Source organism: Massilia sp. (assembly GCF_031995545.1).
GTDB lineage: Bacteria > Pseudomonadota > Gammaproteobacteria > Burkholderiales > Burkholderiaceae_D > Telluria.
Window position 1 is genome coordinate 268,143 of the sequence record NZ_DAMAGA010000003.1, and the last position, 25,602, is coordinate 293,744.

General features: G+C 63.3%; 18 protein-coding genes. 17 read left to right on the forward strand and 1 reads right to left on the reverse strand.

Annotated features, from left to right (window positions below; all coding sequences use genetic code 11):
• Position 1: 1 nt before the first annotated feature.
• A complete protein-coding gene (locus tag RTQ83_RS04700) occupies positions 2-2,692 on the forward strand; it encodes a molybdopterin-dependent oxidoreductase (RefSeq protein WP_312511550.1) in 2,691 nt (896 codons plus the stop codon).
• A 29-nt stretch (positions 2,693-2,721) separates the two neighbouring features.
• On the opposite strand, the gene RTQ83_RS04705 is transcribed toward RTQ83_RS04700, so the two are convergent.
• Complete coding sequence (locus RTQ83_RS04705) at positions 2,722-3,420, reverse strand: dienelactone hydrolase family protein (RefSeq protein WP_312511551.1); 699 nt, start codon at positions 3,418-3,420, stop codon at positions 2,722-2,724.
• A 543-nt stretch (positions 3,421-3,963) separates the two neighbouring features.
• On the opposite strand from RTQ83_RS04705, the gene RTQ83_RS04710 reads away from it, so the two are divergent.
• From RTQ83_RS04710 to RTQ83_RS04785, 16 genes are all read left to right on the forward strand, one after another.
• On the forward strand, positions 3,964-4,905 hold the full coding sequence (locus RTQ83_RS04710; protein ID WP_312511587.1) for a LysR family transcriptional regulator: 942 nt from the start codon (positions 3,964-3,966) through the stop codon (positions 4,903-4,905).
• Between the two features lie 176 nt (positions 4,906-5,081).
• A complete protein-coding gene (locus RTQ83_RS04715; RefSeq protein ID WP_312511552.1) occupies positions 5,082-6,533 on the forward strand; it encodes a GNVR domain-containing protein in 1,452 nt (483 codons plus the stop codon).
• Positions 6,534-7,159: 626 nt separating this feature from the next.
• A complete protein-coding gene (locus RTQ83_RS04720) occupies positions 7,160-8,263 on the forward strand; it encodes a glycosyltransferase (RefSeq protein WP_312511553.1) in 1,104 nt (367 codons plus the stop codon).
• A gap of 91 nt (positions 8,264-8,354) precedes the next feature.
• On the forward strand, positions 8,355-9,479 hold the full coding sequence (locus RTQ83_RS04725) for an NAD-dependent epimerase/dehydratase family protein (RefSeq protein WP_312511554.1): 1,125 nt from the start codon (positions 8,355-8,357) through the stop codon (positions 9,477-9,479).
• Between the two features lie 58 nt (positions 9,480-9,537).
• The gene (murJ, locus tag RTQ83_RS04730; RefSeq protein WP_312511555.1) at positions 9,538-10,863 is read left to right on the forward strand and encodes a lipid II flippase MurJ; all 1,326 of its coding nucleotides are present in this window, start codon (positions 9,538-9,540) and stop codon (positions 10,861-10,863) included.
• Entirely contained in the window at positions 10,826-12,199 is a 1,374-nt protein-coding gene (locus tag RTQ83_RS04735) for a glycosyltransferase family 4 protein (RefSeq protein ID WP_312511556.1), read from the forward strand. Before murJ ends, RTQ83_RS04735 begins: the two co-directional genes overlap by 38 nt.
• A gap of 605 nt (positions 12,200-12,804) precedes the next feature.
• Complete coding sequence (locus tag RTQ83_RS04740) at positions 12,805-13,524, forward strand: O-antigen ligase family protein (RefSeq protein ID WP_312511589.1); 720 nt, start codon at positions 12,805-12,807, stop codon at positions 13,522-13,524.
• A gap of 40 nt (positions 13,525-13,564) precedes the next feature.
• Positions 13,565-14,638: a polysaccharide deacetylase family protein gene (locus RTQ83_RS04745; protein ID WP_312511557.1), complete on the forward strand. Its 1,074-nt coding sequence runs from the start codon at positions 13,565-13,567 to the stop codon at positions 14,636-14,638.
• Positions 14,635-15,771, forward strand: a complete 1,137-nt coding sequence (locus RTQ83_RS04750; protein ID WP_312511558.1) for a glycosyltransferase — start codon at positions 14,635-14,637, stop codon at positions 15,769-15,771. Before RTQ83_RS04745 ends, RTQ83_RS04750 begins: the two co-directional genes overlap by 4 nt.
• Positions 15,771-17,801: an asparagine synthase (glutamine-hydrolyzing) gene (gene asnB / locus RTQ83_RS04755; RefSeq protein WP_312511559.1), complete on the forward strand. Its 2,031-nt coding sequence runs from the start codon at positions 15,771-15,773 to the stop codon at positions 17,799-17,801. Before RTQ83_RS04750 ends, asnB begins: the two co-directional genes overlap by 1 nt.
• A 152-nt stretch (positions 17,802-17,953) precedes the next feature.
• A complete protein-coding gene (locus RTQ83_RS04760; RefSeq protein WP_312511560.1) occupies positions 17,954-19,135 on the forward strand; it encodes a glycosyltransferase family 4 protein in 1,182 nt (393 codons plus the stop codon).
• Between the two features lie 2 nt (positions 19,136-19,137).
• Positions 19,138-20,766: a GNAT family N-acetyltransferase gene (locus RTQ83_RS04765; RefSeq protein ID WP_312511561.1), complete on the forward strand. Its 1,629-nt coding sequence runs from the start codon at positions 19,138-19,140 to the stop codon at positions 20,764-20,766.
• A gap of 63 nt (positions 20,767-20,829) precedes the next feature.
• Complete coding sequence (locus RTQ83_RS04770) at positions 20,830-21,903, forward strand: GNAT family N-acetyltransferase (RefSeq protein ID WP_312511562.1); 1,074 nt, start codon at positions 20,830-20,832, stop codon at positions 21,901-21,903.
• Between the two features lie 14 nt (positions 21,904-21,917).
• On the forward strand, positions 21,918-23,147 hold the full coding sequence (locus tag RTQ83_RS04775) for a hypothetical protein (protein ID WP_312511563.1): 1,230 nt from the start codon (positions 21,918-21,920) through the stop codon (positions 23,145-23,147).
• 84 nt (positions 23,148-23,231) lie between these two features.
• Positions 23,232-24,407, forward strand: a complete 1,176-nt coding sequence (locus tag RTQ83_RS04780; protein WP_312511564.1) for a glycosyltransferase family 4 protein — start codon at positions 23,232-23,234, stop codon at positions 24,405-24,407.
• A 992-nt stretch (positions 24,408-25,399) separates the two neighbouring features.
• Positions 25,400-25,602, forward strand: a 203-nt coding sequence (locus RTQ83_RS04785) for a hypothetical protein (RefSeq protein ID WP_312511566.1), incomplete at its 3' end; no start/stop codon positions are given.

Below are 25,602 nucleotides of genomic sequence, written 5' to 3' on the forward strand. Positions count from 1 at the left end.
CATGTTCATGCCGATCATCCCGCAAGGAATGCGCACCACCTGTCCGTATTGCGGCGTCGGCTGCGGCGTCAAGGCTACACCGCTCGATGGCGGCGGCGCGTTGATCGAAGGCGACAACGACCACGCCGCCAACCGCGGCCGCCTGTGCGTCAAGGGTTCGGCCCTCGGCGAGACGCTCGGCCTCGACGGACGCCTGCTGCATCCGATGCTGCACCGCGACGGTGCGCTGGCGCGCGCCGGCTGGGACCAGGCGCTCGATACGGTGGCCGCGGGCTTTGCGCGCATCGTCGCAGAACATGGGCCGGATGCGGTGGCGCTGTACGTCTCGGGCCAGATCCTGACCGAGGATTACTACGTCGCGAACAAGTTCATGAAGGGCTACGTCGGCAGCGCCAACATCGACACCAATTCGCGCCTGTGCATGTCGTCCGCCGTGGCCGGCCACAAGCGCGCCTTCGGCGAAGACATCGTGCCGGGTTGTTATGAAGACTTCGAGCTGGCCGATGCGATCGTGCTGGTCGGCTCGAACGCGGCCTGGTGCCATCCGACGCTGTTCCAGCGCATCGTCAAGGCCAAGGAAGCGCGCCCGGAACTGCGCATCGTGGTGCTCGATCCGCGCCGCACCGCCACCTGCGAGCTGGCCGACCTGCACCTGCCGCTGAAACCGGGCAGCGACGTGCGGCTGTTCAACGGGCTGCTGGCTTATCTGGCCGCCGAAGGCGCTGCCGACCAGGGCTTCATCGACGCCCATACCAATGGCATCGGGGTCGCGCTCGACGTCGCACGCGCGGGCGGCGATGTCGACGAGGTGGCGCGCGCCTGCGGCATCGATGCCGGCCAGCTGCGCGAGTTCTATGCGCTGTTCGCACGCACCGGCAAGGTCGTCACCGCCTTCTCGATGGGCGTGAACCAGTCCAGCAGCGGCACCGACAAGGTCAATGCCATTATCAACTGCCACCTGTTCACCGGCCGCATCGGCCAGCCGGGCATGGGACCATTCTCGCTGACCGGCCAGCCGAACGCGATGGGCGGGCGCGAAGTAGGGGGCCTGGCCAACATGCTGGCCAGCCACCTCGACCTGGACAACGCGCAGCACCGCGACGCCGTGCGCAGCTTCTGGGACGCGCCGCGCATCGCCGGCAAGCCGGGACTGAAGGCGGTCGACCTGTTCCGCGCGGTGGAAGCGGGCAAGGTCAAGGCGGTGTGGATCATGGCCACCAACCCGGTGGTGAGCATGCCGGACGCCGACCAGGTGCGGCGTGCGCTGGCCGCGTGCGAACTGGTGGTGGTGTCGGACGTGGTGGCGCAGGCCGACCTCGCACCCTACGCGCACGTGATGCTGCCGGCGCTGGCTTGGGGCGAGAAGGATGGCACGGTGACCAATTCCGAGCGCCGCATCTCGCGCCAGCGCGCGTTCTTGCCGGCGCCGGGCGAGGCGCGCGCCGACTGGCGGGCGCTGTGCGGCGTGGCGCGGCGCATGGGATATGCGGGCTTCGATTACACCGGCGCGCACCAGATCTTCGATGAGCATGCGCGATTGTCGGTGTGGCGCAATAGCGAGGGAGCTTGCGAGCGCCGCTTCCGGCTCGATGCGCTGGTCGGCATGGACCAAGCCGCGTATGACGCACTCGAACCGGTGCAGTGGCCTTTGCCGGTGCATGGCGGCGGCACGCCGCGCCTGTTTGGCGACGGCCGTTTCTCTCACCCGGACGGCAAGGCGCGCTTCATCGCGACCGCTCCGCGCACGCCGGTGAATGCGCCCGGCGGCGAGTATCCGCTGGTGCTCAACACCGGCCGCCTGCGCGACCAGTGGCATACGATGACGCGCACCGGCAAGTCGCCGCGCCTGGCCGGCCATGCGCCGGAACCGTTCATCGACCTGCACCCGCACGACGCCCTGCTGGCCGGCGTGCGCGAGGGCGAGCTGGCGCGCGTGACGTCGCGCTGGGGCGCGATGGTGGCGCGCGTGGCGCATGGCGGCGGCATCGCGCGCGGCGCGGCGTTCGTGCCGATCCACTGGAACGGCAGCAACGCGTCCGATGCGCGCGTCGGCGCCGTCGTCAATCCGGAAGTCGATCCGGTGTCGGGCGAGCCGGAATTCAAGCACACGCCGGTGCGGATCGAGCCGTTCGGCGTGGCCTGGTACGGCTTCATCTTGAGTCGCGCTGAATTGAACCTGGAGCGCGTGGCGCACTGGACCCGCGTGCGCGGCAGCGGTTTCGTGCGCTATGAGCTGGGCGGACGCGAGGCGATGTCGTTCGAGACGGCGCGCGCGCTGCTCGGTGCGGATGAGGACAGCGACTGGATCGAATACCAGGACCATTCGGAAGGCACGCTGCGCGCGGCGCTGGTGGTGGATGGGCGGCTGCAGGCCTGCCTGTTCGTGTCGCGCCGGCCCGACTTGCCGGCGCGTGCCTGGCTGGGCGGATTGTTCGCGCAAGGGGAGTTGGGAGCACGCGAGCGGGCCATGCTGCTGGCCGGGCGCGCGCCGGCGCAAGGGGCCGATCCGGGACCGACCGTGTGTTCCTGCTTCGGTGTCGGCCGCAATACGATCTGCGCCGCGATCCGCGACCAGGACCTCAAGACGGCGTCCGATGTCACCGCCTGCCTGCGCGCCGGCGGCAACTGCGGCTCGTGCGTGCCGGAGATCAAGACGCTGCTGCTGCAGGCGCGCAGCAGCGTGCCCGCCTGACGGCTTGCACCGTCAGGCGCTGTCTCGTTTTAGCGCAGGGTGCACGCGAAGAACTCGTCGGTACGGCTGTTGGCCAGCTGCGTCGCGGCTGCGTCGTAGTGGCTGCCGCCCGGACGGGCGAAGGCGTGGTCGCAGCCCGGGTAGATGTGCACCTCGGCGTCCTGCTTGTCGGCCAGCGCGGCCTTGATCTGTTCCTGGGCTTCCGGCTTCAGGTAGTCGTCGGCGCCGGCCAGGTGGTAGATGATCGGCGCGCCGATGTTCTTGGCTTCCGCCAGGTACTGGTCGGTGCCGCCGCCGTAGTAGGCCGCGAAGGCGTCGGCGTCGGTGCGCGCCGCGCTCAGGTAAGTCATCAGGCCGCCCAGGCAGTAACCGGTGACGCCGACCTTGCCGCTGGCGCCTTCCAGCGTGCGCGCCGCGCTGATGGTGGCGGCAATATCTTGCACACCCTTGTCGAAGTCATAGGCCTGGTACAGCGCGAAGCCCCTGGCCCAGTCGCCTTCGACCGCTTCCGACATCGACAGGCCCGGCTCGGAACGCCAGAACAGGTCCGGCGCCACCGCGATATAGCCCTTGGCGGCATAGCTGTCGGCGATGCTGCGGATGCCTTCGTTCACGCCAAAAATTTCCTGCAGAACGATGATTACCGGATAGGTGCCAACGACGTCGGGGCGGGCCACGTAGCAGTCGAAGCTGCCTTCGGCGGTGGTGATGACGAGTTTTTCGGACATGGTGTTCCTTGTGGTTGAGGTTGCAATCGGTTGGATGCCAGCCGGCAAAGTGAATGGTGCCGGCCGAGTCTTCCTATGATACGGCGAGTCGCGATCTTGCGTCAGCGGTGCGCCATGAGCGGCCGCATGTGAGGATGCGCGAATGCTCTCTCGAATACCCGCGCATTTCAAGCTTTAAGGAAATAACGGTATTTCCTTAAAGCTCCTTCTTAAAAGAATCTATGTCGCTTGTAAGCCAAATTGAATTCATAGCTTGAGCGTGCGCAGAGATTTAAAGATGGCCTTTCTTAATATATCTTCAACGGAATGAGATGCGTCGTCACTCCACGTAATGGAAAACCATGCGTGCGATACTGTCCCCGGTGTTGTTGATAATGGGAAATTTCCGACCCGCTCAGACGAGAAATTTCATTACCTTCGTCATGATCTTCAGCTTTTTGGTCTTCGATAAATTATTTCGAAATAAGTCTCGAGATTGCTGGTGCCGATATGAAAATGAACGACCCTTTAGGCAGGGCTGTAAATTCGGAAAAACTATTGGAAATGGCGGGCGGGCCGGCGAATATCGAAGCGGCTGCGGTAAAGGCCAGGAATTTGAGGATCAGTCTTAAACAATGGAAGATGTTTAATGCGGTAATCGATTTCGACGGCTTTTTCGGGGCGGCCGATAATCTGCACGTGACCCAGTCGACCATCAGCCACGCCATCGCCAAGCTGCAGGAGCAGCTTGGCTTGCCCCTGCTCGAGCTGAAAGGACGCAAGGCGCACATCACCGAAGAAGGAAAGATTCTGCTCGAACGATCGCGTGACCTGATCCGCCATGCGATCGAACTCGAAGAGCTGGCGGACCATCTGCGGCAAGGGTGGGGACCCGAAATCCGCCTGGTGGTCGATCCCAGCTTCCCGCCCGACCTGCTTACACTGGCGCTGCGCAAGACCTCGCCGGTGGCACGCGGTATCCGGCTGCGAGTCAAGGAAGCGACGCCGGAACAGGCCAACCAGGCGCTGCGCGACAACACGGCCGATCTGGCGATCAGCAGCCGGGTGGCGTTCGGTTTCATCGGCAGGCCCCTGATCGACATCGAATACATCGCGGTGGCCCATCCCGACAATGTGCTGTTCGGCCTCAGGCGCGAGCTCACCATGCACGACCTCGGCACCCAGTGCCAGCTGGTGATCTCGGACTCCAACGATTATTTCCCGGTCGAGGCCGACAGCCAGGCCGCGCGCCATGCACGGCCCTGGAGCGTGACCAGCCTCGAACGGGCAATTGGCGTGCTCAAGCAAGGCACCGGCTACGCCTGGCTGCCGCGCCATTTGGTGCAGGACAGCGTCGACGCTGGCCAGCTGCGCGTCTTGCCGGTCGCCAGCGGCTGCAGTTACACGACGCCCCTGTATCTCAGCATGGGACGGCCGTCGGCCGCCGATTCGGCCGCGCGCGGCTTCGCCCAGTCGCTGCACGCCTGCAGCGAGCGCTATTCATAAGGCAGAGGGGCGTGAGCCCCGGCGCCGTGTCAATGCGCCGGAGGCGCTTCCCGAAACCTGGTGGCAGCAACCGCATTCCTTCCCGTCGTGGCTTTTTCAACCGCATCCAGTAACGTCGATCGATCATGAACAGATATCTGCAACAGTTGCGGAAAAAAGGCAGGGATGGGGGCAGATTGCCCGAGTCGGTTTTGCAGTATGGCGACATCTTCAGGAACATCTGGCTGATCGCAGCCGTAGCATCGATTGTCGCTGTCGTGGGCATCCTGTATGCGCTGACCGTGACGCCGATGTATGAAGCGAATATCCTGCTCCAGATAAAGCGCAATGCACCGCCGTCGGGCGAATTCCAGGTCGACGTTCCGGCCGCGACCGAAGTGGAAATACTGCGCTCGCGCTCGATCCTGACCCGCGTCGTCAGTTCCCTGAAACTCGATATGAGCGTGGAGCCGAAACGTTTTCCGGTCCTGGGCGCCTTCGTGGCGAGTCAGAACGGACGTATTTCGACCCCGGGATTGTTCGGCTATGGCGGTTATGTATGGGGTGCCGACAATGTGCAGATTGCATCGATGAAGGTGCCGGATGCCATGTTGCGCAAGCCCTTCGTGCTGACCGTCACGGCTGGTCAGGGCTTCACCCTCGTCCAGGAAGAGCTCGGCTTTCGCCTGAACGGACGCACCGGCCACGTCGCGCGCGCCGGCACCAGGTATGGCGCGGTCGAGATCCTGGTGGCGGCGGTCCATGCGAAACCCGGTGCGCAATTCGTGGTGACGCGCAGTTCCACGGTCCAGATCGTCGAACAGCTGCAGCGCTCGCTCGCGATCTCGGAAAGGGGAAAGCAGTCGAACGTGATCGGCGTGGCGCTGCGCGGCTCGAAACCCGAGATGATCAGCCTGATCCTCAATGCGCTCGGCAAGGAATACATCCAGCAGCAGGCTGCCCAGAAAACGTTCGAGGCCAAAAGCCAGCTGCAGTTCTACGACCAGCAGGTCGAGGAATCGAAGCAGCGCCTGCAAAAGCTGGACGCGCGCCTGAGCGAAGTGCTGCGCCTGCATGGCACGTCGGACCTGAGCGAAGAGGCCAGGATTCTTTCCCAGCAGTCGGTGGCGCTGCAGGCCAAGCTGGCCGAGCGCGAGCAGCGCAAGGTGGAATTGTCAAGCCGCTTCGCCGAGCTGCATCCGGAGGTGGTCACGGTAAGCAAGCATATCCATGAGCTGCAGCGCGACCTGGAGGATATCGAGGCCAAACGCAAGACCATCGCATCGGCCCAGCAAGAGGTCGTGACCGTCAACCGCGACAAGCAGATCAACAACGAGATGAATATCGCCTTGCTGAACGCCCGCCACAAGCTCGACGCCCTGGCGCTGTCGAACAATGTGAACGTGCGCCTGATCGACCGCGCCGAGGTGCCGACCCAGCCGGTGACGCTGGGCCTGCCGACCCGGATCCTCATGGCGTGTTTCCTGGGCGTGCTGCTCGGCGTCATGGCGTCGATCCTGAAGAAAGCCATCGTCGGCAGACAGCATGGAGCGCGCGAGTTCGACAGCGTGCGCCGGCTGATGGCCAGCGCCGGCGTGGCCGATGGCGGCGATGGCGAAGCGCGCCAGAAGAAATCCGCGGAAGACTGACGGCGGCGACCGTGCGCCTGCCGCGTCGTGCTCGATGCGGCAGTGTGGCGTGATTGCTGCCATTGGATTTGTTTAACCTTTTAAACGTCGTCGGCACTACATTTCTCTTCTGCGCTTAATTCGTTATTCCTGCGGCGCAGCAACGCTTTTCATTTTCCTCACCTCTTGATCTCACGTTCGTCGAATCATCGATGAACGGCGGCCGGCTGCGTCTATCTTTTCAAATACGCCTTCCAAATGGATTGCATGAAGCTCAGCAATATTTTTCTTTTGTGAACCGATTATAAAAAACCATGTGACCTCGATGATCCAGTCATCAAGGATCGATTTTTCCAACCTTTTGCCGCGAGTCGCTTTGCTAAAGTAATGCTGTGCAGGAGATTTAAAAACATTTGCACCGAGTTAAACGTTGCGTGAACGTGCAGTGATCGTCACAACACCAGCCGGCGCAGATATATCGTCCAGATATGCTGCGCCAGTCAATGTCGAAACTCGGAGGCGCAATCATGGAGCTTGCCATGGCAGTCGAGGGCGCGATTTACCGTGGGGTTGAATTGGCATTCCTTGAATTATTTTCCTCAGGCCTGATTGAAACTTTCCTGATCGCTTTATTAGTCAGCCTGATCGTGTGTTCCCTGAATATCGTCACCGAGCGCTGGCATGGTCGCTATTCCTTCGATGTCGATGTCAATGGCGTCCAGAAAGTGCACAAGCAACTGGTGTCGCGTACCGGCGGCATTGCCTTGCTGTCCGGCGTGCTGGCGGTGCCCGTGTTCGGTCATTTCGACTACTACCCGGTCGCCGTGCGCGAAGAGACCAGGCTGATCATCCTCAAGTTCCTGCTGGCGGCCACGCCTGCTTTCCTGGCAGGCATCATCGAAGACCTAACCAAGAAGGTGTCGGTGCGCACCCGTCTGTGTTCGGTCTTCGTCAGCGCCTTCCTCGCAGCCTGGCTGCTGGGCGCGCACTTGCCGCGCCTCGACATCTGGATCCTGGACGGGGTGCTCGACTGGGTGCCGCTGTCGCTGGCCGTGACCGCCTTCGCGGTCGTCGGGGTGACCAATTCGATCAATATCGTCGACGGCTTCCATGGCGTCGCCGGCGGCACCGTGGTCGTGATCCTGGCCGGCGCCGGCTACCTGTCCTGGAAAGGCGGCGACGTGCTGGTCACGCAGCTGGCCCTGGCCGGGATGGGCGCGACCATCGGCTTCCTGCTGTTGAACTACCCGACCGGACGCCTGTTCATGGGCGACGGCGGCGCCTACTTCATCGGCTTCTGGGCGGCCGAAGTGGCGGTGCTGACGATCGTCCGTAATCCCGGAATCAATGCCTGGCAAATCCTGGCGATCTACGCCTACCCAGTGATCGAAGTACTGTTCAGCATGTACCGCCGCAAGATGCTGCGCAACGCACTGGTCGGCGCGCCCGACCGCCTGCACCTGCACTCGCTGTTCTACCGGCGCGTCGCCTGCCACCGGATCAGGGCCGACAAGTATCCATGGATGCGCAATGCCGGCGTGGCCTGCTTCGTGACCGGCTGGCTGGTGACGGCCACGGTCTGCGCGGTCCTGCTCGGCGAGAGCACCGGCGCCGCCGTCATGCTGGTGCTGGTGCAGATACTGGCCTACGTGGCGGTGTACATGCGGCTGGTGCGCGGGCACTGGGGCCGCTGCCGCAATCCGGCGGTGATTCTGGGACTGCGGCCACAGCCCCGCAGCAGGGCGATCTGATGCACGGCGCGGACGTCCACCACGCTGACATGGGCCAATCTTGGGCCGGTCTGTTTTTCGTTCGATGCGCACATATGACAGGGATAGATTCATGACCAAATTTGAATGGATTAAATCAAACCTGCGGGCAAACCCAAAGAAATGGCTGGTGACAGGTTGCGCGGGCTTCATCGGCTCCAACCTGCTTGAAATGCTGCTCAGCCTGGACCAGACGGTTATCGGGCTCGACAATCTGTCGACCGGGCATGCCTACAATCTCGACGAAGTGCGCGAGCAGGTCAGCGAAGCCCAATGGCGGCGCTTCGGTTTCATCCGCGCCGACGTGCGCGACATCAGTGCGTGCAGGGAAGCCGTGGCCGGTGTCGACAACGTGCTGCACCAGGCTGCGCTGGGCTCGGTGCCACGCTCGGTGCAAGACCCGATCGTCACCAACGATTCCAACGTCAATGGATTCCTGAACATGCTGGTCGCTGCGCGCGACGCGCCGGTGAAGTCCTTCGTGTACGCGGCCTCGAGCTCGACCTATGGCGACCACCCGGCCTTACCCAAGGTCGAAGCGCATATCGGCCGGCCGCTGTCGCCGTATGCCGTTACCAAATACGTCAACGAGTTGTATGCCGATGTGTTCTCGCGCTGCTACGGCTTCCGAACGACGGGCCTGCGCTACTTCAATGTATTCGGAAAACGCCAGGATCCGAACGGCGCCTACGCCGCAGTGATTCCAAAATGGATCGCGTCGATGCTGGACGACAAGCAGGTGATCATCAATGGCGACGGCAATACCAGCCGCGACTTCTGCTACGTCGCCAATGCGGTGCAGGCCAATCTGCTGGCCTCGATGGCGACCGGCGACGACCTCAGCGAGGTCTACAACGTCGCGGTCAGCGATGCGACCACCCTGAACCAGTTGTTCGATCACCTGCGCGAGATCCTCGACGCCAATGGCGTCGCCGTCAGCAGGAACCCGGCCTACACCGCCTTCCGCAATGGCGACGTGCGCCATTCGCAGGCGGACATCGGCAAGGCCAAGCGCAAGCTCGGCTACGCGCCCGAATACCGGCTGTATGACGGGCTGAAGGTCACCATTCCCTGGTACATCGAACGTCAGCAACAGGAAGCGCCTGCAGCAGCGGGCGTCCAGGCGGTCGCTGCCGGCTTGATGTCCCTCGATGCCGACATCCTCGGCATGCGAGCGTCTCTGCCACACAACGTTTGATGCGCAACGCCAGATGCGAACAACGGGAGAGCGCAGCAATGCAGGGCGAGGGAACGACGTGAATCTGTTGAACGTTCTCGGCACGCGCTTCAGGACGGCCGATCCGCATCACGCGGCCATCCTGAAAGGGATGCTGACGGTCGTACTGTTCACTTTGCTGGGCAAGTTGATGAGCGCGGGTAAGGAAATGGCGGTGGCCTATCGCTATGGCCTGGCGGCCGAGGTCGACGCCTACCAGTTCATCTATAACCTGGTGGCCTGGCCGATCGGCATCTGGACCAGCGTGCTGACTGCCGTGCTGGTCCCGCTGGCGGCGCGCATGCGCATGGCCGAGCCGGAGGCGATGCCGCGTTTCCGCGCCGAGCTGTTTGGATTCGCGCTGCTGCTGGGACTCGGCCTGGCCGTGCTGGCCTGGGCCGGCATCGGTGCGATGCTGTCGCTGGAGCGCAGCGGCTTGCCGCCGCATTCGGCGCAGCTGGCGCAGGCCGCGCTGCCCGGGCTGGTCCTGTTGCTGCCGCTCGGCCTGCTCATCGCGCTGCAGTCGGCCTGGATGCTGTCCGCCAGCCGCCATCTCAACACGTTGCTGGACAGCGTCCCGACCATCTTCATCGCCGCAGCGGTCCTGGCCTTCGCCAATCCCGGTATCGAGCCGCTGGTCTGGGGCACCGTCGTCGGCGGCGTGTTCCACCTGATCTCTTTGCTGGTTCCGAACGCACGCCGCGGCGAGCTGGAGCCGCCCGCATTCGGCCGCACCGCACCCGAATGGCGGGCGTTCTGGCAGGGCTTCGGCATCATGCTCGCCGGCCAGGCGCTGATGAGCTTTACGGTGATCATCGACCAGTTCTACGCGGCGCGGCTCGGTACCGGCTCGATCGCCACCCTCGGTTACGCCAACCGCATCCTGTCGCTGATCCTGAGCCTGGCGGCGATCGCCGTCTCGCGCGCCACGCTGCCGGTCTTCTCGCAGTCCAGGTCGGACCAGAACGGCGACGTGTACCGCGTCGCCATCCATTGGGCGCGCCTGATGTTCATGGCGGGCATTGCCGCGATGTTGCTGGGCTATGTCCTGGCGCCGGCAATCATCGGGCTCCTGTTCGAGCGCGGCCAGTTCGGGGCCGACGACACCCAGGTCGTGGCCGACGTGCTGCGCTATGGATTGCCGCAGCTGCCGTTTTATTTTTCGTCGATGGTGCTGGTCAGTTATGCGCTGAGCCAGCGCCGCTACATGCTGATTTTCTGGTCAGGTGTCATCGGTTGCGCCGGCAAGGTGCTCGGCAACATCCTGCTGGTGCCCGGTCTCGGCATCAATGGCATCGCGCTGGCGGCGATGCTGGTCTACGGGCTGAATGCGGCCTTCTTCTGGCTCATCTTGCGGCGCGCCTGAGCGCGGACGGCCACCGGCATTTCTTCAGCGAGCGATCCCATTGAAAATCCTTCTGTTCACCAATAACCTGGCCGGCGGCGGCGCCGAGCGCGCCGCTGCGACACTGGCCAACTTCTGGGCGCGCCAGGGGCAGGAGGTGACCGTCGTGACCCTGCAGCGCGCGGACGACGACTTTTACCGGCTCGATGCGCAGGTCAGGCGCATCGCCCTGAACCTGTCGGCGGGCAGCGGCAATGTGCTGGCTGCCTTGTTGCACAATCTGCGCCGGGTGCTGGCGCTGCGCCGCATCCTGCGGCAACTGCGTCCTGCCGTCGCCGTCTCGTTGATGAGCACGCCAAATGTGCTGCTGGCCTTGGCTGCCGGCGGCTTGCCGCACCTGGCCACGATCGGCTCCGAGCGCGACTATCCCCCACATGCGCCGCTGGGCCTGATCTGGACCCGCTTGCGCAAGACGATGTATGGCCGGCTCACGGCGGTGGTCGCGTTGACCCATGAGTGCGCGCACTGGATCAAGAACAATTCATCGGCAAGGCGGGTGGTGGTGGTACCGAATGCCACCGTATGGCCCTTGCCCGATCAGCCGCCGCGCATCGCTCCAGAGGCCGTGACGCCTCCCGAACGCAAGGTGCTGCTTGCCGTGGGGCGCCTGAACCGGGTCAAGAATTTGACCGCCTTGATCGACACTTTCGCGCAGCTCGCCGGCCGCCATTCCGACTGGGACCTGGTCATGCTCGGCGAAGGACCGGAGCGCTGCGCGCTGGAGGCGGCGGTGCAAGAGCACGGCCTGATGGGACGGGTGTTCATGCCGGGCATCGCCGGTAACATGAGCGAGTGGTACAGACGCGCCGACCTGTACGTGATGACGTCGCTGTCCGAGGGCTTTCCGAATACGCTGGCCGAAGCGCTGGCGCATGGACTGGCGGCGGTGAGCGTCGATTGCGATACCGGGCCGCGCGACATCATCCGGCACGACATCGACGGGCTGCTGGTGCCGCCGGGCGATATGCACGCCTTGCTGGGGGCACTCGACCGCCTGATGGAGGACGGTGGCTTGCGCATGCGCTTCGCCGCCAGGGCGAGGGAGGCCAGGGATCGCTTCTCGGTGGAGCGGATCGCGAGCCTGTGGCAAGCGCTGTTCGACGAACTGGCGCCGCCTGCGGCGACATATGCCGCCGGCACGGCATCGGCAATTACACCGGCAACCGCATCGGCAACCAAACCAGCATCCACACCGGCAACCGCATCGGCAACTGCGTCGGAAACCACACCGAAAACCACACCGGCAACCGCGTCGGCCATTTCATCCGCAACCACAACGGCAACGGGGGACGCATGAATCCCGGCGCCTTTCATCAGCAACCCTATACCGCGCAGCCGCCCCTGGTGGCACCGGCCACGAGCCATGGCGGTCGCTTGCTGGTCTGGTACCAGACGCTGCTACTGAGCGGCGCATTGGCTGCGATTTACCTGAACCTGCCAATTTATCTGTACGTATTGAATTCGGCGCTGCTTCCCAAATACATTTTCTTCGGCGTCTTCGCCCTGATTGCGCCTTTGTTCGTCATCCATTACCGGGCTCTTGGCGCCTATCTCGGTTCGCCATTCGTACTGTGGGCGAGTGTATTTCTCGTTTTGAATCTCATCCATCTGGCGAACTTCCCCGCAACAAACGATTTGGCGGGCAGTTATTTCGCCGATAACTATGGCGAGGCGCGCCAATCGCTGGTGACGACGCGCGCGCAATATGTGCTGTTTGCTCTCTTTCTCGGTTTCGCGATTTACGTATCGGCCCGAAAGACCTATCTGTACGTATTCGTGGCATTGACGATCCTGCTGCCGTGCGCCGTCATGTTCGACTTTGCCAGGCCCGGCGTACTGTATCCGCTGGATACGGGTGGCGCCGTGCTCGGGCGCGCCGCGGCCATGTTCATCAATCCCACCATGGCGGGCGAAGCCATCCTGCACGTGTTCCTGCTGGCGTGCGCGGTGACCGCACTCAGGTATCGCCTGCCGCTGTTCTTGCTGGCCGGGGCAGGGGTGATGGCGACGTTTTCGCGCTCGTCGATCATCGCCTGGGTGTTACTGTTATTCATGCTGGTCTTCAAAAAGACATTGCCCAAATCGGCATTCGTTACGACCGCCATTGTTTTCGGAATTTCCCTCGCCTTTGTCGGCCAATTCGAAAGCTATCTTCATTCGCGCCAGGAGTTCGAAGACGCCTCGAACAATCTCCTGTCTCGTCTCAATTTCTTCTCCAGTTTTACGTTCGATGATGACAGTTCCGAAGAGCGCGCCGATGTGATTCGCGCTAGTTGGGAAATGTTTTTACAGAATCCAATTTTTGGGGCGGGCGCCGGTGCCACGCAATATTGGGCGCATCGCGGCAGCACCCATAACCAGCTGCTGTTGCTCGCTGCCGAATATGGCATTTTCGGTATCGGCCTGTGGGCATGGCTGCTGGTGATTTTATGGAAAGGCTGCTTTTTCGATGACCGCGGATTGCAGTTGGCGCTGGCCTGCATCTTTGCCTTCATGTCGCTGTTCACGCACCTGATGTTCGATTCCGCGACCTATTGGTTGGCGACGTTCGCATTGATCTCGGTAAGGTACAAGACCTCCCCCATTCCATGGACCAACGGCCTGCCGCAAGGGCATTCCTGAACGCCTGTTCATTCAACGAACCAGTATCTGGCACGTATTCATGACTACTGCAAAATTCGTGATTTCGCTGGACTTCGAGCTGTTCTGGGGAGTCAGCAATACGCAGACGGTTGCCAGTTACGGCCGCAACGTGCTGGGCGAATGGCAGGCCATCCCGCGCCTGCTGGAACTGTTCGACCGCCACAAGCTGCGGGTGACCTGGGCCACCGTCGGGATGATCATGTGCCGCAACTACCGCCACTGGCGCGAAGTGCGGCCGGCCATCCTGCCCGACTACGTGCGTCCGGGCGTGTCGCCGTATGCGATGGACAGCCTGGTCAAGGAGCATGCCAAGCTGTTCTTCGCCCGCCCGCTGGTCGAACGCATCCTGGCGACCGGCGGGCAAGAGCTCGCATCGCACACCTACAGCCATTTCTATTGCAGCGAAGCGGGCGCGACGCCCGATCATTTCGCGGCCGACCTGGCTTGCGCCCAATCGATCGCCGCCGAGATGGGTGCCAGCATGCGCAGCCTGGTCTTGCCGCGTAACCAGATTGTCGCCGACTTCCTGACCGTGTTGCCTGGAGCCGGCATCGAGGTGTATCGCGGCAACGCCGAGCATTGGCTGTACCAGAACGGCGATGCGGTGGTCGGCGGCTTGGCCGGGCGGCTGGCGCGCTTTGCCGATGCCTGCCTGCCGCTGAGCGGGTCGCGCGCGGTGCGCGAACGGCGCCACGGGGCGCTGGTCAATCTGCCGGCCAGCATGTTCCTGTATCCCTGGACCGCGCGGCGCCGGCCATTCCTGGCGCTGTGCCAGCAGCGCCTCAAGCAGGGCATGACGACCGCGGCGCGCACCGGCGGCATTTTCCACCTGTGGTGGCATCCGCATAACTTCGGCATCCATCTCGACCAGAACCTGGCCCTGCTGGACGCCCTCGTGCGCCACTACCGCAAGCTGGCCGACGCCTACGGCATGCAGAGCCAGAACATGGGCGACTTCGCCGCGCCGCCACTGGCGGCCGGCTCGGCGGGCCAGCGTGCGCCGGCGGCCGGGGTTGCCAACGTTGCCGACGCAGCCAATGCGCCGGGCGCGGCCGCGCCCATCATCCATTCGAATCACCGGGATCTGCAATGACACGCCACATCCTGCATGTAATCACCGGCCTTGCGGTCGGCGGCGCCGAGACCGCGCTGTATCGTCTGATCCTCGAATTCCGCGGCAGCCAGTACACGCATACCGTGATCGCGCTGACGCCCGGCGGCGGCATGTATGCGCGCTTCGTCGAAGCCGGCATCAAGCTGATCGTCCTCGACGTCAGGCGCTCGCCGGTATCGCATTTCCTGCAGCTGTACCGCCTGGTGCGCACCATGCGACCCGACATCGTGCAGACCTGGCTGTATCACGCCGATTTCCTCGGCGGCCTGGCCGCGCGCATCGCGGGCAACCGCAACGTCATCTGGGGCGTGCGCACGACCGACGTCGACGGCGGCTGCGCGCGCGCCACCTCGGTCGTGCGCCAGCTGTGCGCTTCGTTGTCGCGCTGGATTCCGCACACCATCGTGTGCGTGGCCGAGGCGGCGCGGCGCTCGCATTCGCTGGTGGGCTACGACGCGGCGCGCATGGTGGTGGTCGGCAACGGCTTCGACCTGTCGACACTGGCCTCGAGCCGCGCGCAGCGCGGCCTGCTGCGCCGCCAGTGCGGCTTCGGCGACGACGACATCGTGCTCGGCACCCTGGGCCGCTTCAATCTCGACAAGGACCATGCCAATTTCGTGGCCGCCGCCGGCCAGCTGGCGCAGCGCCATGAGCGCCTGCGTTTCCTGATGGTCGGCAAGAACCTGGATGCCGGGAATGCAGACCTGATGCGCTGGATCGACGCCACCGGCCATGCCGGGCGCTTCGTCCTGCTGGGCGAGCGCGCCGACGTGTCGGCCTGCCTGGCGGCGATGGACATCTTCTGTCTGTCGTCGCGCACCGAAGCGTTTCCGAACGCGGTGGGCGAGGCCATGGCGATGGGCTTGCCGTGCGTGGCCACCGACGTCGGCGACGTCGCGGTGCTGATGGCCGATACCGGCGTGCTGGTGCCCAAGGCCGATCCCGCCGCGCTGGCGCAAGGGGTGACCGGGCTGGTGGCGCTGGGGCCCGACTACCGCGAAGAGCTGGGCCAGCGTGCGCGCGAGCGCATCGGCGCGCTGTTCAACATGAGTTATGTGCGCGAGCGCTTCGAGCGCATTTATGAAAACGTCATCGCGAGAGGGGAATTCTGATGTGTGGACTGAGCGGTTTTCTGGGAGCGGTCCCGTTCCACGACAAGGGCAGGCAGCAGGCGGTACTCAAGCGCATGACCGACACCATCCGCCATCGCGGGCCGGACGATGGCGGCTATTGGATCGATGGGGAGCGCGGCATCGCGCTGGGGCACCGCCGGCTGTCGATCCTCGACCTGTCGCCGGCCGGCCACCAGCCGATGCACTCGCCCTCGGGCCGCTACGTGATGGTGTTCAACGGCGAGATCTACAACCACCTGGAAATGCGTCGCCAGCTCGAGGCCGGGGTGGATGGTTCGGCGTCACCGGCCTGGCGCGGCCGCTCCGATACCGAAACCCTGCTGGCCGGCTTCGACGCCTGGGGCATCGCACCAGCGCTGGCGCGCACGGTGGGCATGTTCGCCTTCGCCGTGTGGGACCGCCATAGCGGCACCCTGACGCTGGGCCGCGACCGGATCGGCGAAAAGCCCTTGTACTACGGCTGGCAGGGGCGCGGCAGCGGTGCCGTGTTCCTGTTCGGTTCCGAACTGAAAGCCTTGCGCGCCCACCCGGCGTTCGAGAGCGACATCGACCGCGACGCCCTGTGCCTGCAGATGCGCTACAGCTACATCCCGGCGCCGCATTCGATCTACCGCGGCATCGCCAAGCTGCCGCCGGGATGCCTGCTGACGGTGTCGGCGCGCACGCGCGAACCGAGGCTGACGAGCTACTGGTCCGGCCCGCACCAGGTGACCGCCGGGGTGGCGGCGCTGTTCGCCGGCAGCGCCGAACAGGCGGTCGAGGCATTGGATGCCCTGCTCAGGGACGCGGTGCAGGCGCAGATGATCGCCGACGTTCCGCTCGGCGCTTTCCTGTCCGGTGGCGTCGATTCCTCGACCGTGGTGGCCCTGATGCAGGCGCAGTCGGCACGGCCGGTGAAGACGTTCTCGATCGGCTTTCACGAAGAGGGTTACAACGAAGCCGAATATGCCAAGGCGGTCGCTGCCCATCTCGGCACCGAGCATACCGAGCTGTACGTGCATGCGCAGCAGGCCCTGTCGATCATCCCACGCCTGCAGTCGGTGTATGACGAACCGTTCTCGGACTCGTCCCAGCTGCCGACGATCCTGGTATCGCAGCTGGCCAGGCAGCACGTCACCGTGTCGCTGTCGGGCGATGCCGGCGACGAACTGTTTTGCGGCTACAACCGCTATCAGCTGGCCGCCAGGCTCTGGAAGACCGTGAATGCCGCGCCGCTGCCGCTGCGCCGGCTCGCGGCCAGAGGCATCACTGCCGTCCCGATCGATACCTGGAACCGGCTGGCACGCCGCACTGCGCGCTACCTGCCGCCATCGATGCGGTTCGCCAATACCGGCGACAAGCTGCACAAGGGCGCCCAGGTCCTGTCGCATTCCACGCTGGATGATCTGTACCTTGGCCTGGTGTCGCACTGGGACGATCCGGCAGCGCTGGTGCTGGGCGGCGCCGAACCGCCCACCATGCTGCGGGGCGAGGCGCCGCCGTTGACGGGCCTGGATGGCGTGCAGCGCATGATGGCGCTCGATCTGCTCACTTACCTGCCGGACGATATCCTGGTCAAGGTCGACCGCGCGGCGATGAGCGTGTCGCTCGAGACGCGGGTGCCGTTCCTCGACCACCGGGTGGTCGAGTTTGCCTGGCGGCTGCCGCAATCGATGAAGCTGCGCAATGGTGTGAGCAAATGGGCCTTGCGCGAGGTGCTCTACAAGTATGTGCCGCGCGCCTTGATCGAGCGGCCGAAGATGGGCTTCGGGGTGCCGATCGACAGCTGGCTGCGCGGTCCGCTGCGCGACTGGGCCGAGACACTGCTGGCCGAGCCGCGCCTGCGCAGCGAAGGCTATTTCGACCCGGCGCAGCTGCGCCGCAAGTGGCACGAGCATCTGTCCGGCCAGCGCAATTGGCAGTATCACTTGTGGGACGTCCTGATGTTCCAGTCCTGGCTCGAACGGCAAGCGGCGCACGGCGTGGACGACGACGAGCACATGGCACTGATGTCCTGTCACACGAGCTAGATCCGGCAGCGCCCGGCAGACCGCGCCCATCCGCCACCCGGCGCGGCGGTCGCGACGCGGCATGCCGGGCACTGCGCTCCCCTTGGAAACACGATGCATGACACGCCTCGCTGCCTGGGGCGTCGGCGCAGCAACATGATCGAGGATGGAAGATGATGAACAAGAAAATCGTTATCTCTGTGAACACCGCGTGGAACATCCACAATTTCCGCTCGGGCCTGGTCAAAGCCCTGAACCGGCAAGGCTATGACGTGATGGTGATGGCGCCCGAGGACGGCTATTCGCAGCGCCTGGCGCCGCTCGGCTGCCGCTTCAAGCGGCTGTCGATGGACAATAATGGAACCAGCCCGAGCCGCGACCTGGCGCTCCTCATCAAGTACTGGCGCGTGCTGCAATCGGTGCGCCCGCTCGCCTATCTGGGCTACACGATCAAACCGAATGTGTACGGATCGATCGCGGCGCATGGCCTGGACATCCCGGTCATCAACAATATCGCGGGCCTGGGAGCGACCTTCATCAAGAACACTTTGCTGACCGGCCTGGTCAAGCGCCTGTACCGGGTCTCGCTGCGCAAGTCGCGCCGGGTGTTCTTCCAGAACGAGGACGATCGCAACCTGTTCGTCCAGCAAGGCCTGGCCCGGCCCGGCGTGGCGGAAGTGCTGCCCGGGTCGGGGATCAACCTGCAGCATTTCCAGCCGATGGAGACTGTGCTGCCCGGTGAGCGGCCATTCCGCTTCCTCCTGGTGTCGAGAATGCTCCGGGATAAGGGTGTCGAAGAATTCACCGCGGCGGCCGCGCTGGTGCGCCAGCATCTGCCCGGCGTGCAGTTCCAGTTGCTGGGGCCGGTCGACACGAAGAATCCGAATTCGATTGCGCTGGCCAGAATCATGGAGTGGCAGAAAAGCGGCTTGGTCCAGTACCTGAAAGAGACCGATGACGTGCGTCCCTACCTGAGCCAGGCCGACTGCATCGTGCTGCCGTCGTACCGCGAGGGCGTGCCGCATTCGCTGCTCGAAGCCGCGGCTATGGCGCGGCCCATCATCGCCACCGATGTCGCCGGCTGCAGGGATGTGGTCGACGACCAGGAAAACGGTTTGCTGTGCAAGGTCAGGAACGCGGCCGACCTGGCCGAAAAAATGCTGCACATGGCGCGCCTGCCCGAGGAGCGGCGCCTGCGGATGGGGGCGGCCGGCCGCCACAAGGCCATCGCGCAATTTGACGAAAACATCGTGATCGCCAAATACCTGAGCGCGATCGGCCAGCTCGAGGCCGCGGGCCGCGAGCGTTCGGTCGGGCGGCTCAAGACCACGGTCGGCAGGCTGGAGCGGGACTGAGCATGCGCGTGCAGCTGCTGACGGGACAGGACGCGCTGGAACGCGTCAATGCCGACGCCTTCCAAGCGCAGTGGAAGGGGCTGCATGCGCGCTGCCCCTGGGCCACGGCTTGCCAGCATCCCGATTTCGTCCTGACCTGGTACCGCTTTTATGGCACGCGCCATGTGCCGGTGGTGGTCCTGGCGCAGGCCGCCGATGGTGCGCTGTCCGGACTGCTGACGCTGGCCTTGCGCCCGGGTGCACGCCAGCTGTGCGGCGCCGGCGATCAGCAGGCCGAATACCAGGGATGGCTGCTGCCGCCCGGCGCCGATGACGGCTTCGTCGCCGCGGCGATCGGGCAGATCCGGGCGGCGTTTCCATTGGCCGATCTGTGCCTGCGCTATCTGCCGCCCGGGATCGCCCTCGGTGCGTTGGCAGATCCCGATCGATTCGGCGGGGTGGCCGCATTGCGGCGTCACCGCCGGCCGCTGATGCACATCGACGCGGCCGCCATGGCGCGGCAACGCAACAAGAAGAATCATCGCCAGAACTATAACCGCCTGGGACGGATAGGCGAGGTGAAATTCGAGCGGGTCGTCGGATACGAGCGCTTCGCCGGCTGTTTCGATGAAGTCTGCATGCAATACGATTTCAGGCAAGCTGCGCTGTACCGCAGCATGCCGTTTTCCAGCGACGCGTCGAAGAAACCGTTTTATCTGGCGCTGCACCGCAACGGCTTGCTGCATGCGACAGTACTCAGGGTCGGCGATGCGATCGCCGCCGCCCATCTCGGATTATTGAGCCAGGGACGCGCGGTGCATTTGGGAATCAACACCCACCATCCGGCACTCGCAGCCCATTCTCCCGGCAATCTGCTGCTGGCGATGCTGGGCGTGCATCTTGCCGACGAACATATTCCCGCGCTCGACCTGACACCAGGGGGCGACCGTTACAAGGAATATTTCGCCAGCGGGCACGATGAAGTATTCGAGTTGACGGTGTATCGCGATGCCGGACGACGCTGGCTGCACGAGGCGATATTCAACGCAAGCCGATTATTCAAAGGCAGATTGCAGGCTGCGGGTTATCGCCTGTCCGATGTGTCGGCATTCCTCCAGAAATCGAAAGACCCCGCCACGTACGGCATGAAAGCATTGTGTGCACAATGGAATCGCCGTTTTCGTTCGCGTGTCGTCGCATTCGAATATGGCGGCGGGGTGCCTGCGTCGTCGGGTACGAATATGGCGATATCGAAAAACAGCGTGCAGGACATCATGCGATATGACGCATCCGGCTCGGCGATCAGGTATCGCGATTTTCTGAATCGGGCGATGCAGAGAATGGAGCGGTCCAGCGATGTATTCAGTCTGGTGCAGAACGGGAAATTGCAGATGTGTTGTTGGGCTCAAGCGCTGGTCCCGGATCCAGGGCCGGGGAATCAGGAGCAGAAGCCGGGGGACGCCATCGTTCTCTCCGATCTGTATATCCATCGCGATGTGCAGGACCTGGAACCGGCGAGGGATTTCGTGCTGCAGATCGTGTGCGACCTGCGGCAACGCGCGAGCAGTGTAAGTGTCCACCATCGCGGGACGGTCGATGGTCGCATGCGCCGTCTGATGAGCATGTGCGGTTTTACGGAACAAGCGCCTTGACCGGATCGGGCGGCAACGCGGCGGACCAGGGCGGGATATCGAGATGCGAACAGGAACCAGAACATGCATACCCATGAAATGATGCAGGTTGGGGAAGGGGCGGTAACCTGCTATATGTATGAGATTCCTTCTTTCATCGAGAAGGAATTGATCAGGTCCTATCAAACCCTGCATTCTTCACTGGCGTTCTTCCGGATATTCCGGTCACTGGCGCATGTGAGCTGTTATGTTGCCCGACGCATTGGACAGCCGCCGACGGTGCTGCTGTTTTCCTGCCAGCGCCACCAGTTACATGTTTTGAATGAAATGATCGAACTCGATCAAACCGAACTCGACCGCTTTGCACGGCATATCTTCACCCGCTTCGCAGGAATCGATGTCATCACTTTCAAGGCCGTGAAAACCGATCTGGATGGATTCGCTTTTCCGACCCAGCAGCATGCGTCGAAGTCGACTTATCTCATCACGCTGCCGTCGACGCCGGACGAGTATACCGCCAGCATTGGAAAATCGACCCGTACCGGGCTCAGGCATCAAATGAACAATGTGGTCAGGGATTTTAAAACGTTCGAATCCGTTTTCTTCGTGAATGATGACGCTAAAGAACAATACGTCCGCGACATCATTCGATTCAGCGAAGAGAAGATCACATCGAAAGGCATCAAGTTTGCCCATGATGCCGAACGCATCGTCGCTTTGGTGAAGCTGTGCGGATTCATCAACGTGTTCCTGATCGATGGCCGCATCTGTGCCGGGTCGATCAACTATCGTGTCGGCGACAGCGTGTTCGGCGACGTCACCGGCTATGACCCCAAGTATGAAAAATATGGATTGGGAAAACTATGTGTCCACCAGACGATCCGCGAAAGCATCGCGCGCGGCAGCAGGAAGTTCTATCTCGGCGGCGGTGTCTTCGATTTCAAGAAGCGGATGCTCGGTGTGCCGCTCCAGATGGATGAGCTGACCATCTACCGCTCGCGCGTCGGGATGCTTCGCAACCTGGACCAGGTAGTCGCGTCCGCCGTCACCGGCGGTGTCGGCAAGCTGAAGGCAACCCTGCATCGGCACAAGCAGGCCACCTGGGCCGGCTATGCGTTCAAGCTGTTCTATCTGCTCAAGAACAAGATCGCGAAGTAGCCGGATGCATGTGCATGAACAGGACAGTCCGGACCAGCGCGCCGCGGCGCACCTTCCTGATGCGCGGCCTGTGCGGCGGCGTTGCCGTGTCGCTGCCGAGCCTGCTCGACGAGGCGCCGGTCAGGATCAGCAGGCGCGGCCGGGCCGGCAGCAACGGCAATGCCGCGGTGCCGGCCACCAGGGTCAGTCTGGCCGACTACGGCGGCAAGCCGGGCGCTGCGCCGCCCCAGTTGGTGCGCTCGTTCGAGCGTGCCTTCGCCGCGCTGGCCAGGGCCGGCGGCGGCACCTTGCTGGTGCCGGCGGGCACCTATGATTTTGGCAGTGTCGGCGACGCGGCCAACATCATCCTGTGCCGCGACCTGCGCGATGTCGCGATCTCGGCGTATGGCGCGACGTTCACGGCGACCACCACGGCGAACGTGATGCCCCATTTTTTTTACTTCTTCAATTTTCGCAACATCACGATTGCCGGCGCGAGTTTCGTCGACCACGGATTCAGTCCCTGGTTCGACTGGCGCGGCATGTACTGCGCCGGCATCCAGGCCGACCGCGCTAGCCGTGGCTTCCGCATGGTCGACTGCTATGCCGAGCGTGTGGTCGGGCTGCTGGCGTCCCATAACAATGCCGCCGGCCGCAACTACCTTTCCGATATCAGCGTGCAGGGCGAAGTGCGGTATGCGTATTACGGCGTCGGCGCCAGCTTCATCAGGGAAAACGTCGACGTCGATCTGGTCTGCCACAACGTGCGGCGTGCGTTCATCGCGTATTCATTGAAGAAGGCCCGGATCGTGGCCGCGGTCCACAGCACCGCCAACTGGCCGGGCAGTAACGGGCTGGTGGCGCTGGTGTCCGGCGGGGCCAGCATGGGCAATGTGGAAGACGTGCGGGTGAGGGTGGCGGTGTCGGGCGAGTGCATCCACGCCGGCTGCGTGCATTTCTACCACCAGGGACCGGAGAAGGAAGGCGCCATGCGCGACATCGATGCCACCGTGAATGTCCTGAACGCCGAAGCGGCGCGCGACCTGTTCGTGTTCGACCATGAAATCGACGGCGTCCAGCCGCGCACCACGCGGGTGTGGGACCGCATCGCCTTGCATGGATCGGTCAGCGGCAGGTTCACCGGCAACATCATCTCGAACGCGTCGGTGACGACCGCGCCGGGAGCGGTGATCGTCGACCGCAACCTGGCGCGGCTGGAAGACATGCACGGCCTGGCCGCGGGATTCCGGGTCGCGCCGCGCTGAAGCGGCGGCCCGCACGCACTGCGGTACCAACCACCGACGCGGATGCCGGGCCGGCCGCGTCCTGCAGAAGGAAGCACAAGCGATATGCGATTGCTGATCTATATTCATTCTCTCGAAAACGGCGGCGCCGAGCGGGTGGTCGCGAACCTGGCCAGTTACTGGGTGTCGATCGGCTGGGAGGTCACGGTGGTGACGGTGGCGGCGCAGGCGCGCGACTTCTATGCGCTCGACCCACGGGTAGCGCGCATCGCGCTCGACCTGGCCGGCGGCCGCCGCAACCTGCTGGCGGGATTCTGGCGCACCGCGCGCCGGGTGCACGCCTTGCGCCGCGCGTTGCGGCAGGTCAGGCCGGAGGTGGCCCTGTCGGCGATGCACACCGCCAATGTGGTGCTGGCGCTGGCGGCGCGCGGCATGCCCGGCCTGCGCACGGTCGGCTCCGAGCACAATTTTCCGCCCAAGGCGCCGATGGGCATCATCTGGGAAACCCTGCGCCGCCATGCCTATGGCCGGCTGGATGCGGTCGCGGCCCTGACCCAGGAATGCGCCGGCTGGCTGGCCGCGCATTCGCTGGCACGCAAGATCCTGGTGATTCCGAATCCGGTCGCCTGGCCCCTGCCGAACCACACACCGCACGTCGATCCGGGCGGCGTGTGCGGCGCCGGCCGCCGCATCCTGCTCGGCGTCGGGCGCCTGAGCGTGGAGAAGAATTTCTCGATGCTGATCGACGTCTTTTGCCGGCTGGCGCCGCACAACCCGGATTGGGATCTGGTCATCCTCGGCGACGGGCCGCTGCGCGCGGCGCTGGTGGCGCAGGTGCGCACGGCGGGGCTGGAGGGGCGTGTGTTCCTGCCCGGTTCGGTGGGCAATGTCGGCGACTGGTACCGGCGCGCGGCCCTATACGCGATGAGTTCGCACTTCGAGGGATTTCCCAACACGCTGGTGGAGGCGATGGCCTATGGTTTGCCCGCGGTCAGCTTCGATTGCGACACCGGACCCAGGGACATCATCCGCAACGGCGTGGACGGCATGCTGGTCACGCCTGGCGACAGCGGCGCCATGGAAGCCGCGCTGGGCAGGCTGATGCGCGATGAGCCGTCGAGGATGGCATTCGCCGCGCGCGCCGTCGAAGCCAGGGAGCGGTTTTCGATGAACAAGATTTCGCGCATGTGGGAAGAGGTGTTCGTCGGCCCGCCGCATTCCACGGCCCCGGCGCGGGCCAACAGCGTGGTTGCCTCCGGCGTGTCCGGGAAACCGCAGTAGCGTCACCGGCGTGCAGGGTAGTGCGCCGCTGCACTGTTTGCCGTCTTCGTTCTCCACCTGCCATCCCACTGTGGTGAACCCTGAACGGTGCATCCATACCTGCCGGTAGGTGGGCGCTCGTGTCAGGGCCGCGACCGGGGTGTGTCAATTCCACCTCGCGTATTCCACTACCCGCCTGAGCGGACTCGCATTCAACTGCGGTCTCACGCTTCTAGTGCTTTGCGATGACTGCCCTCATGCGGTCATTGCCTCCAATCCATTCCCAATGTTACTAGCTGCCTATAAGCAATTTCTCTCGCGCGATGCGCGCGCGGGAGTATGTCACATGCAATTGATATTAAGTATTAACGCACTGTAACGAGCGGAACTGTTATTGCAACGTTTCATTTTCTCTAAGGAAAAATATTTTTTTATTTGAGGAACTAACCGCTTGGAATGTTGCTCCAACGTGCTCCTTTATCCGAAATTTTCGGTGAGTTCTATGACAAAAATCAAAGACCTTATCGTAAATTCAGGATCCGAAAATACTAAACGTGTCTTTGGGAAACTTTTAAGCCGACCGAGTTCTCTGAAATAAATAATTTTTCTGCGGAACTTAATTACGGGAAGAAAGCTCCAAAGCTGCGTCATCTGGAAATCGAGGAGTTTGTATGACAGAACGCAATTTATCTTAGCCAATGGAGAAATCCTTGGGAGGGGTTCTTGTTTGTGATCTTTGTTGTGCCTTGCAGTGAAGAGATGTTTCTGTCTGATTCGTCGATCATTCACCGTAGCGGCTTCCCGCCGCCTCATCCCCGCCAGCAGCTGACCTGAATGACTTCAAGTCAGTTCCTTTTGTAAGTCCTGCGGATCGTCCTGCCCTTCGCCCATGCGAACGGCATCGGGATCGTTTCGCCCTGAATTCTGCGGTTGATCCCTGCCTTTGCATCGCAACGGCGGAAGGGATTCCTCGCGCCCGGCTTTTGTAATTTTTTTGAAAAGTGATAGTTCAAATGTTCCAAGCTCAAAAACTCTCCGCTTCCTTCGCCCGTCGTCCGCTCAGCGCCATGCTGCTGTGCGCAGGTCTCGTGTCCAGCCCACTGCTCATGTCGCAAGCTGCAGCAGCGACGGCAGTCCAGACCACGGCCAGCAATGACGCCAGAAACGTCACCATCAGGATTCCTTACAACGCAGCACCGACCTGGGTGCGCGTGTA

Coding starts and splice junctions, on each gene's coding strand:
- RTQ83_RS04700 (WP_312511550.1), top strand. CDS start 2: ATGTTCATGCCGATCATCCCGCAAGGAATGCGCACCACCTGTCCGTAT.
- RTQ83_RS04705 (WP_312511551.1), bottom strand. CDS start 3,420: ATGTCCGAAAAACTCGTCATCACCACCGCCGAAGGCAGCTTCGACTGC.
- RTQ83_RS04710 (WP_312511587.1), top strand. CDS start 3,964: ATGGCGGGCGGGCCGGCGAATATCGAAGCGGCTGCGGTAAAGGCCAGG.
- RTQ83_RS04725 (WP_312511554.1), top strand. CDS start 8,355: ATGACCAAATTTGAATGGATTAAATCAAACCTGCGGGCAAACCCAAAG.
- RTQ83_RS04735 (WP_312511556.1), top strand. CDS start 10,826: ATGCGGCCTTCTTCTGGCTCATCTTGCGGCGCGCCTGAGCGCGGACGG.
- RTQ83_RS04740 (WP_312511589.1), top strand. CDS start 12,805: ATGGCGGGCGAAGCCATCCTGCACGTGTTCCTGCTGGCGTGCGCGGTG.
- RTQ83_RS04745 (WP_312511557.1), top strand. CDS start 13,565: ATGACTACTGCAAAATTCGTGATTTCGCTGGACTTCGAGCTGTTCTGG.
- RTQ83_RS04750 (WP_312511558.1), top strand. CDS start 14,635: ATGACACGCCACATCCTGCATGTAATCACCGGCCTTGCGGTCGGCGGC.
- asnB (WP_312511559.1), top strand. CDS start 15,771: ATGTGTGGACTGAGCGGTTTTCTGGGAGCGGTCCCGTTCCACGACAAG.
- RTQ83_RS04760 (WP_312511560.1), top strand. CDS start 17,954: ATGATGAACAAGAAAATCGTTATCTCTGTGAACACCGCGTGGAACATC.
- RTQ83_RS04765 (WP_312511561.1), top strand. CDS start 19,138: ATGCGCGTGCAGCTGCTGACGGGACAGGACGCGCTGGAACGCGTCAAT.
- RTQ83_RS04770 (WP_312511562.1), top strand. CDS start 20,830: ATGCATACCCATGAAATGATGCAGGTTGGGGAAGGGGCGGTAACCTGC.
- RTQ83_RS04775 (WP_312511563.1), top strand. CDS start 21,918: ATGAACAGGACAGTCCGGACCAGCGCGCCGCGGCGCACCTTCCTGATG.
- RTQ83_RS04780 (WP_312511564.1), top strand. CDS start 23,232: ATGCGATTGCTGATCTATATTCATTCTCTCGAAAACGGCGGCGCCGAG.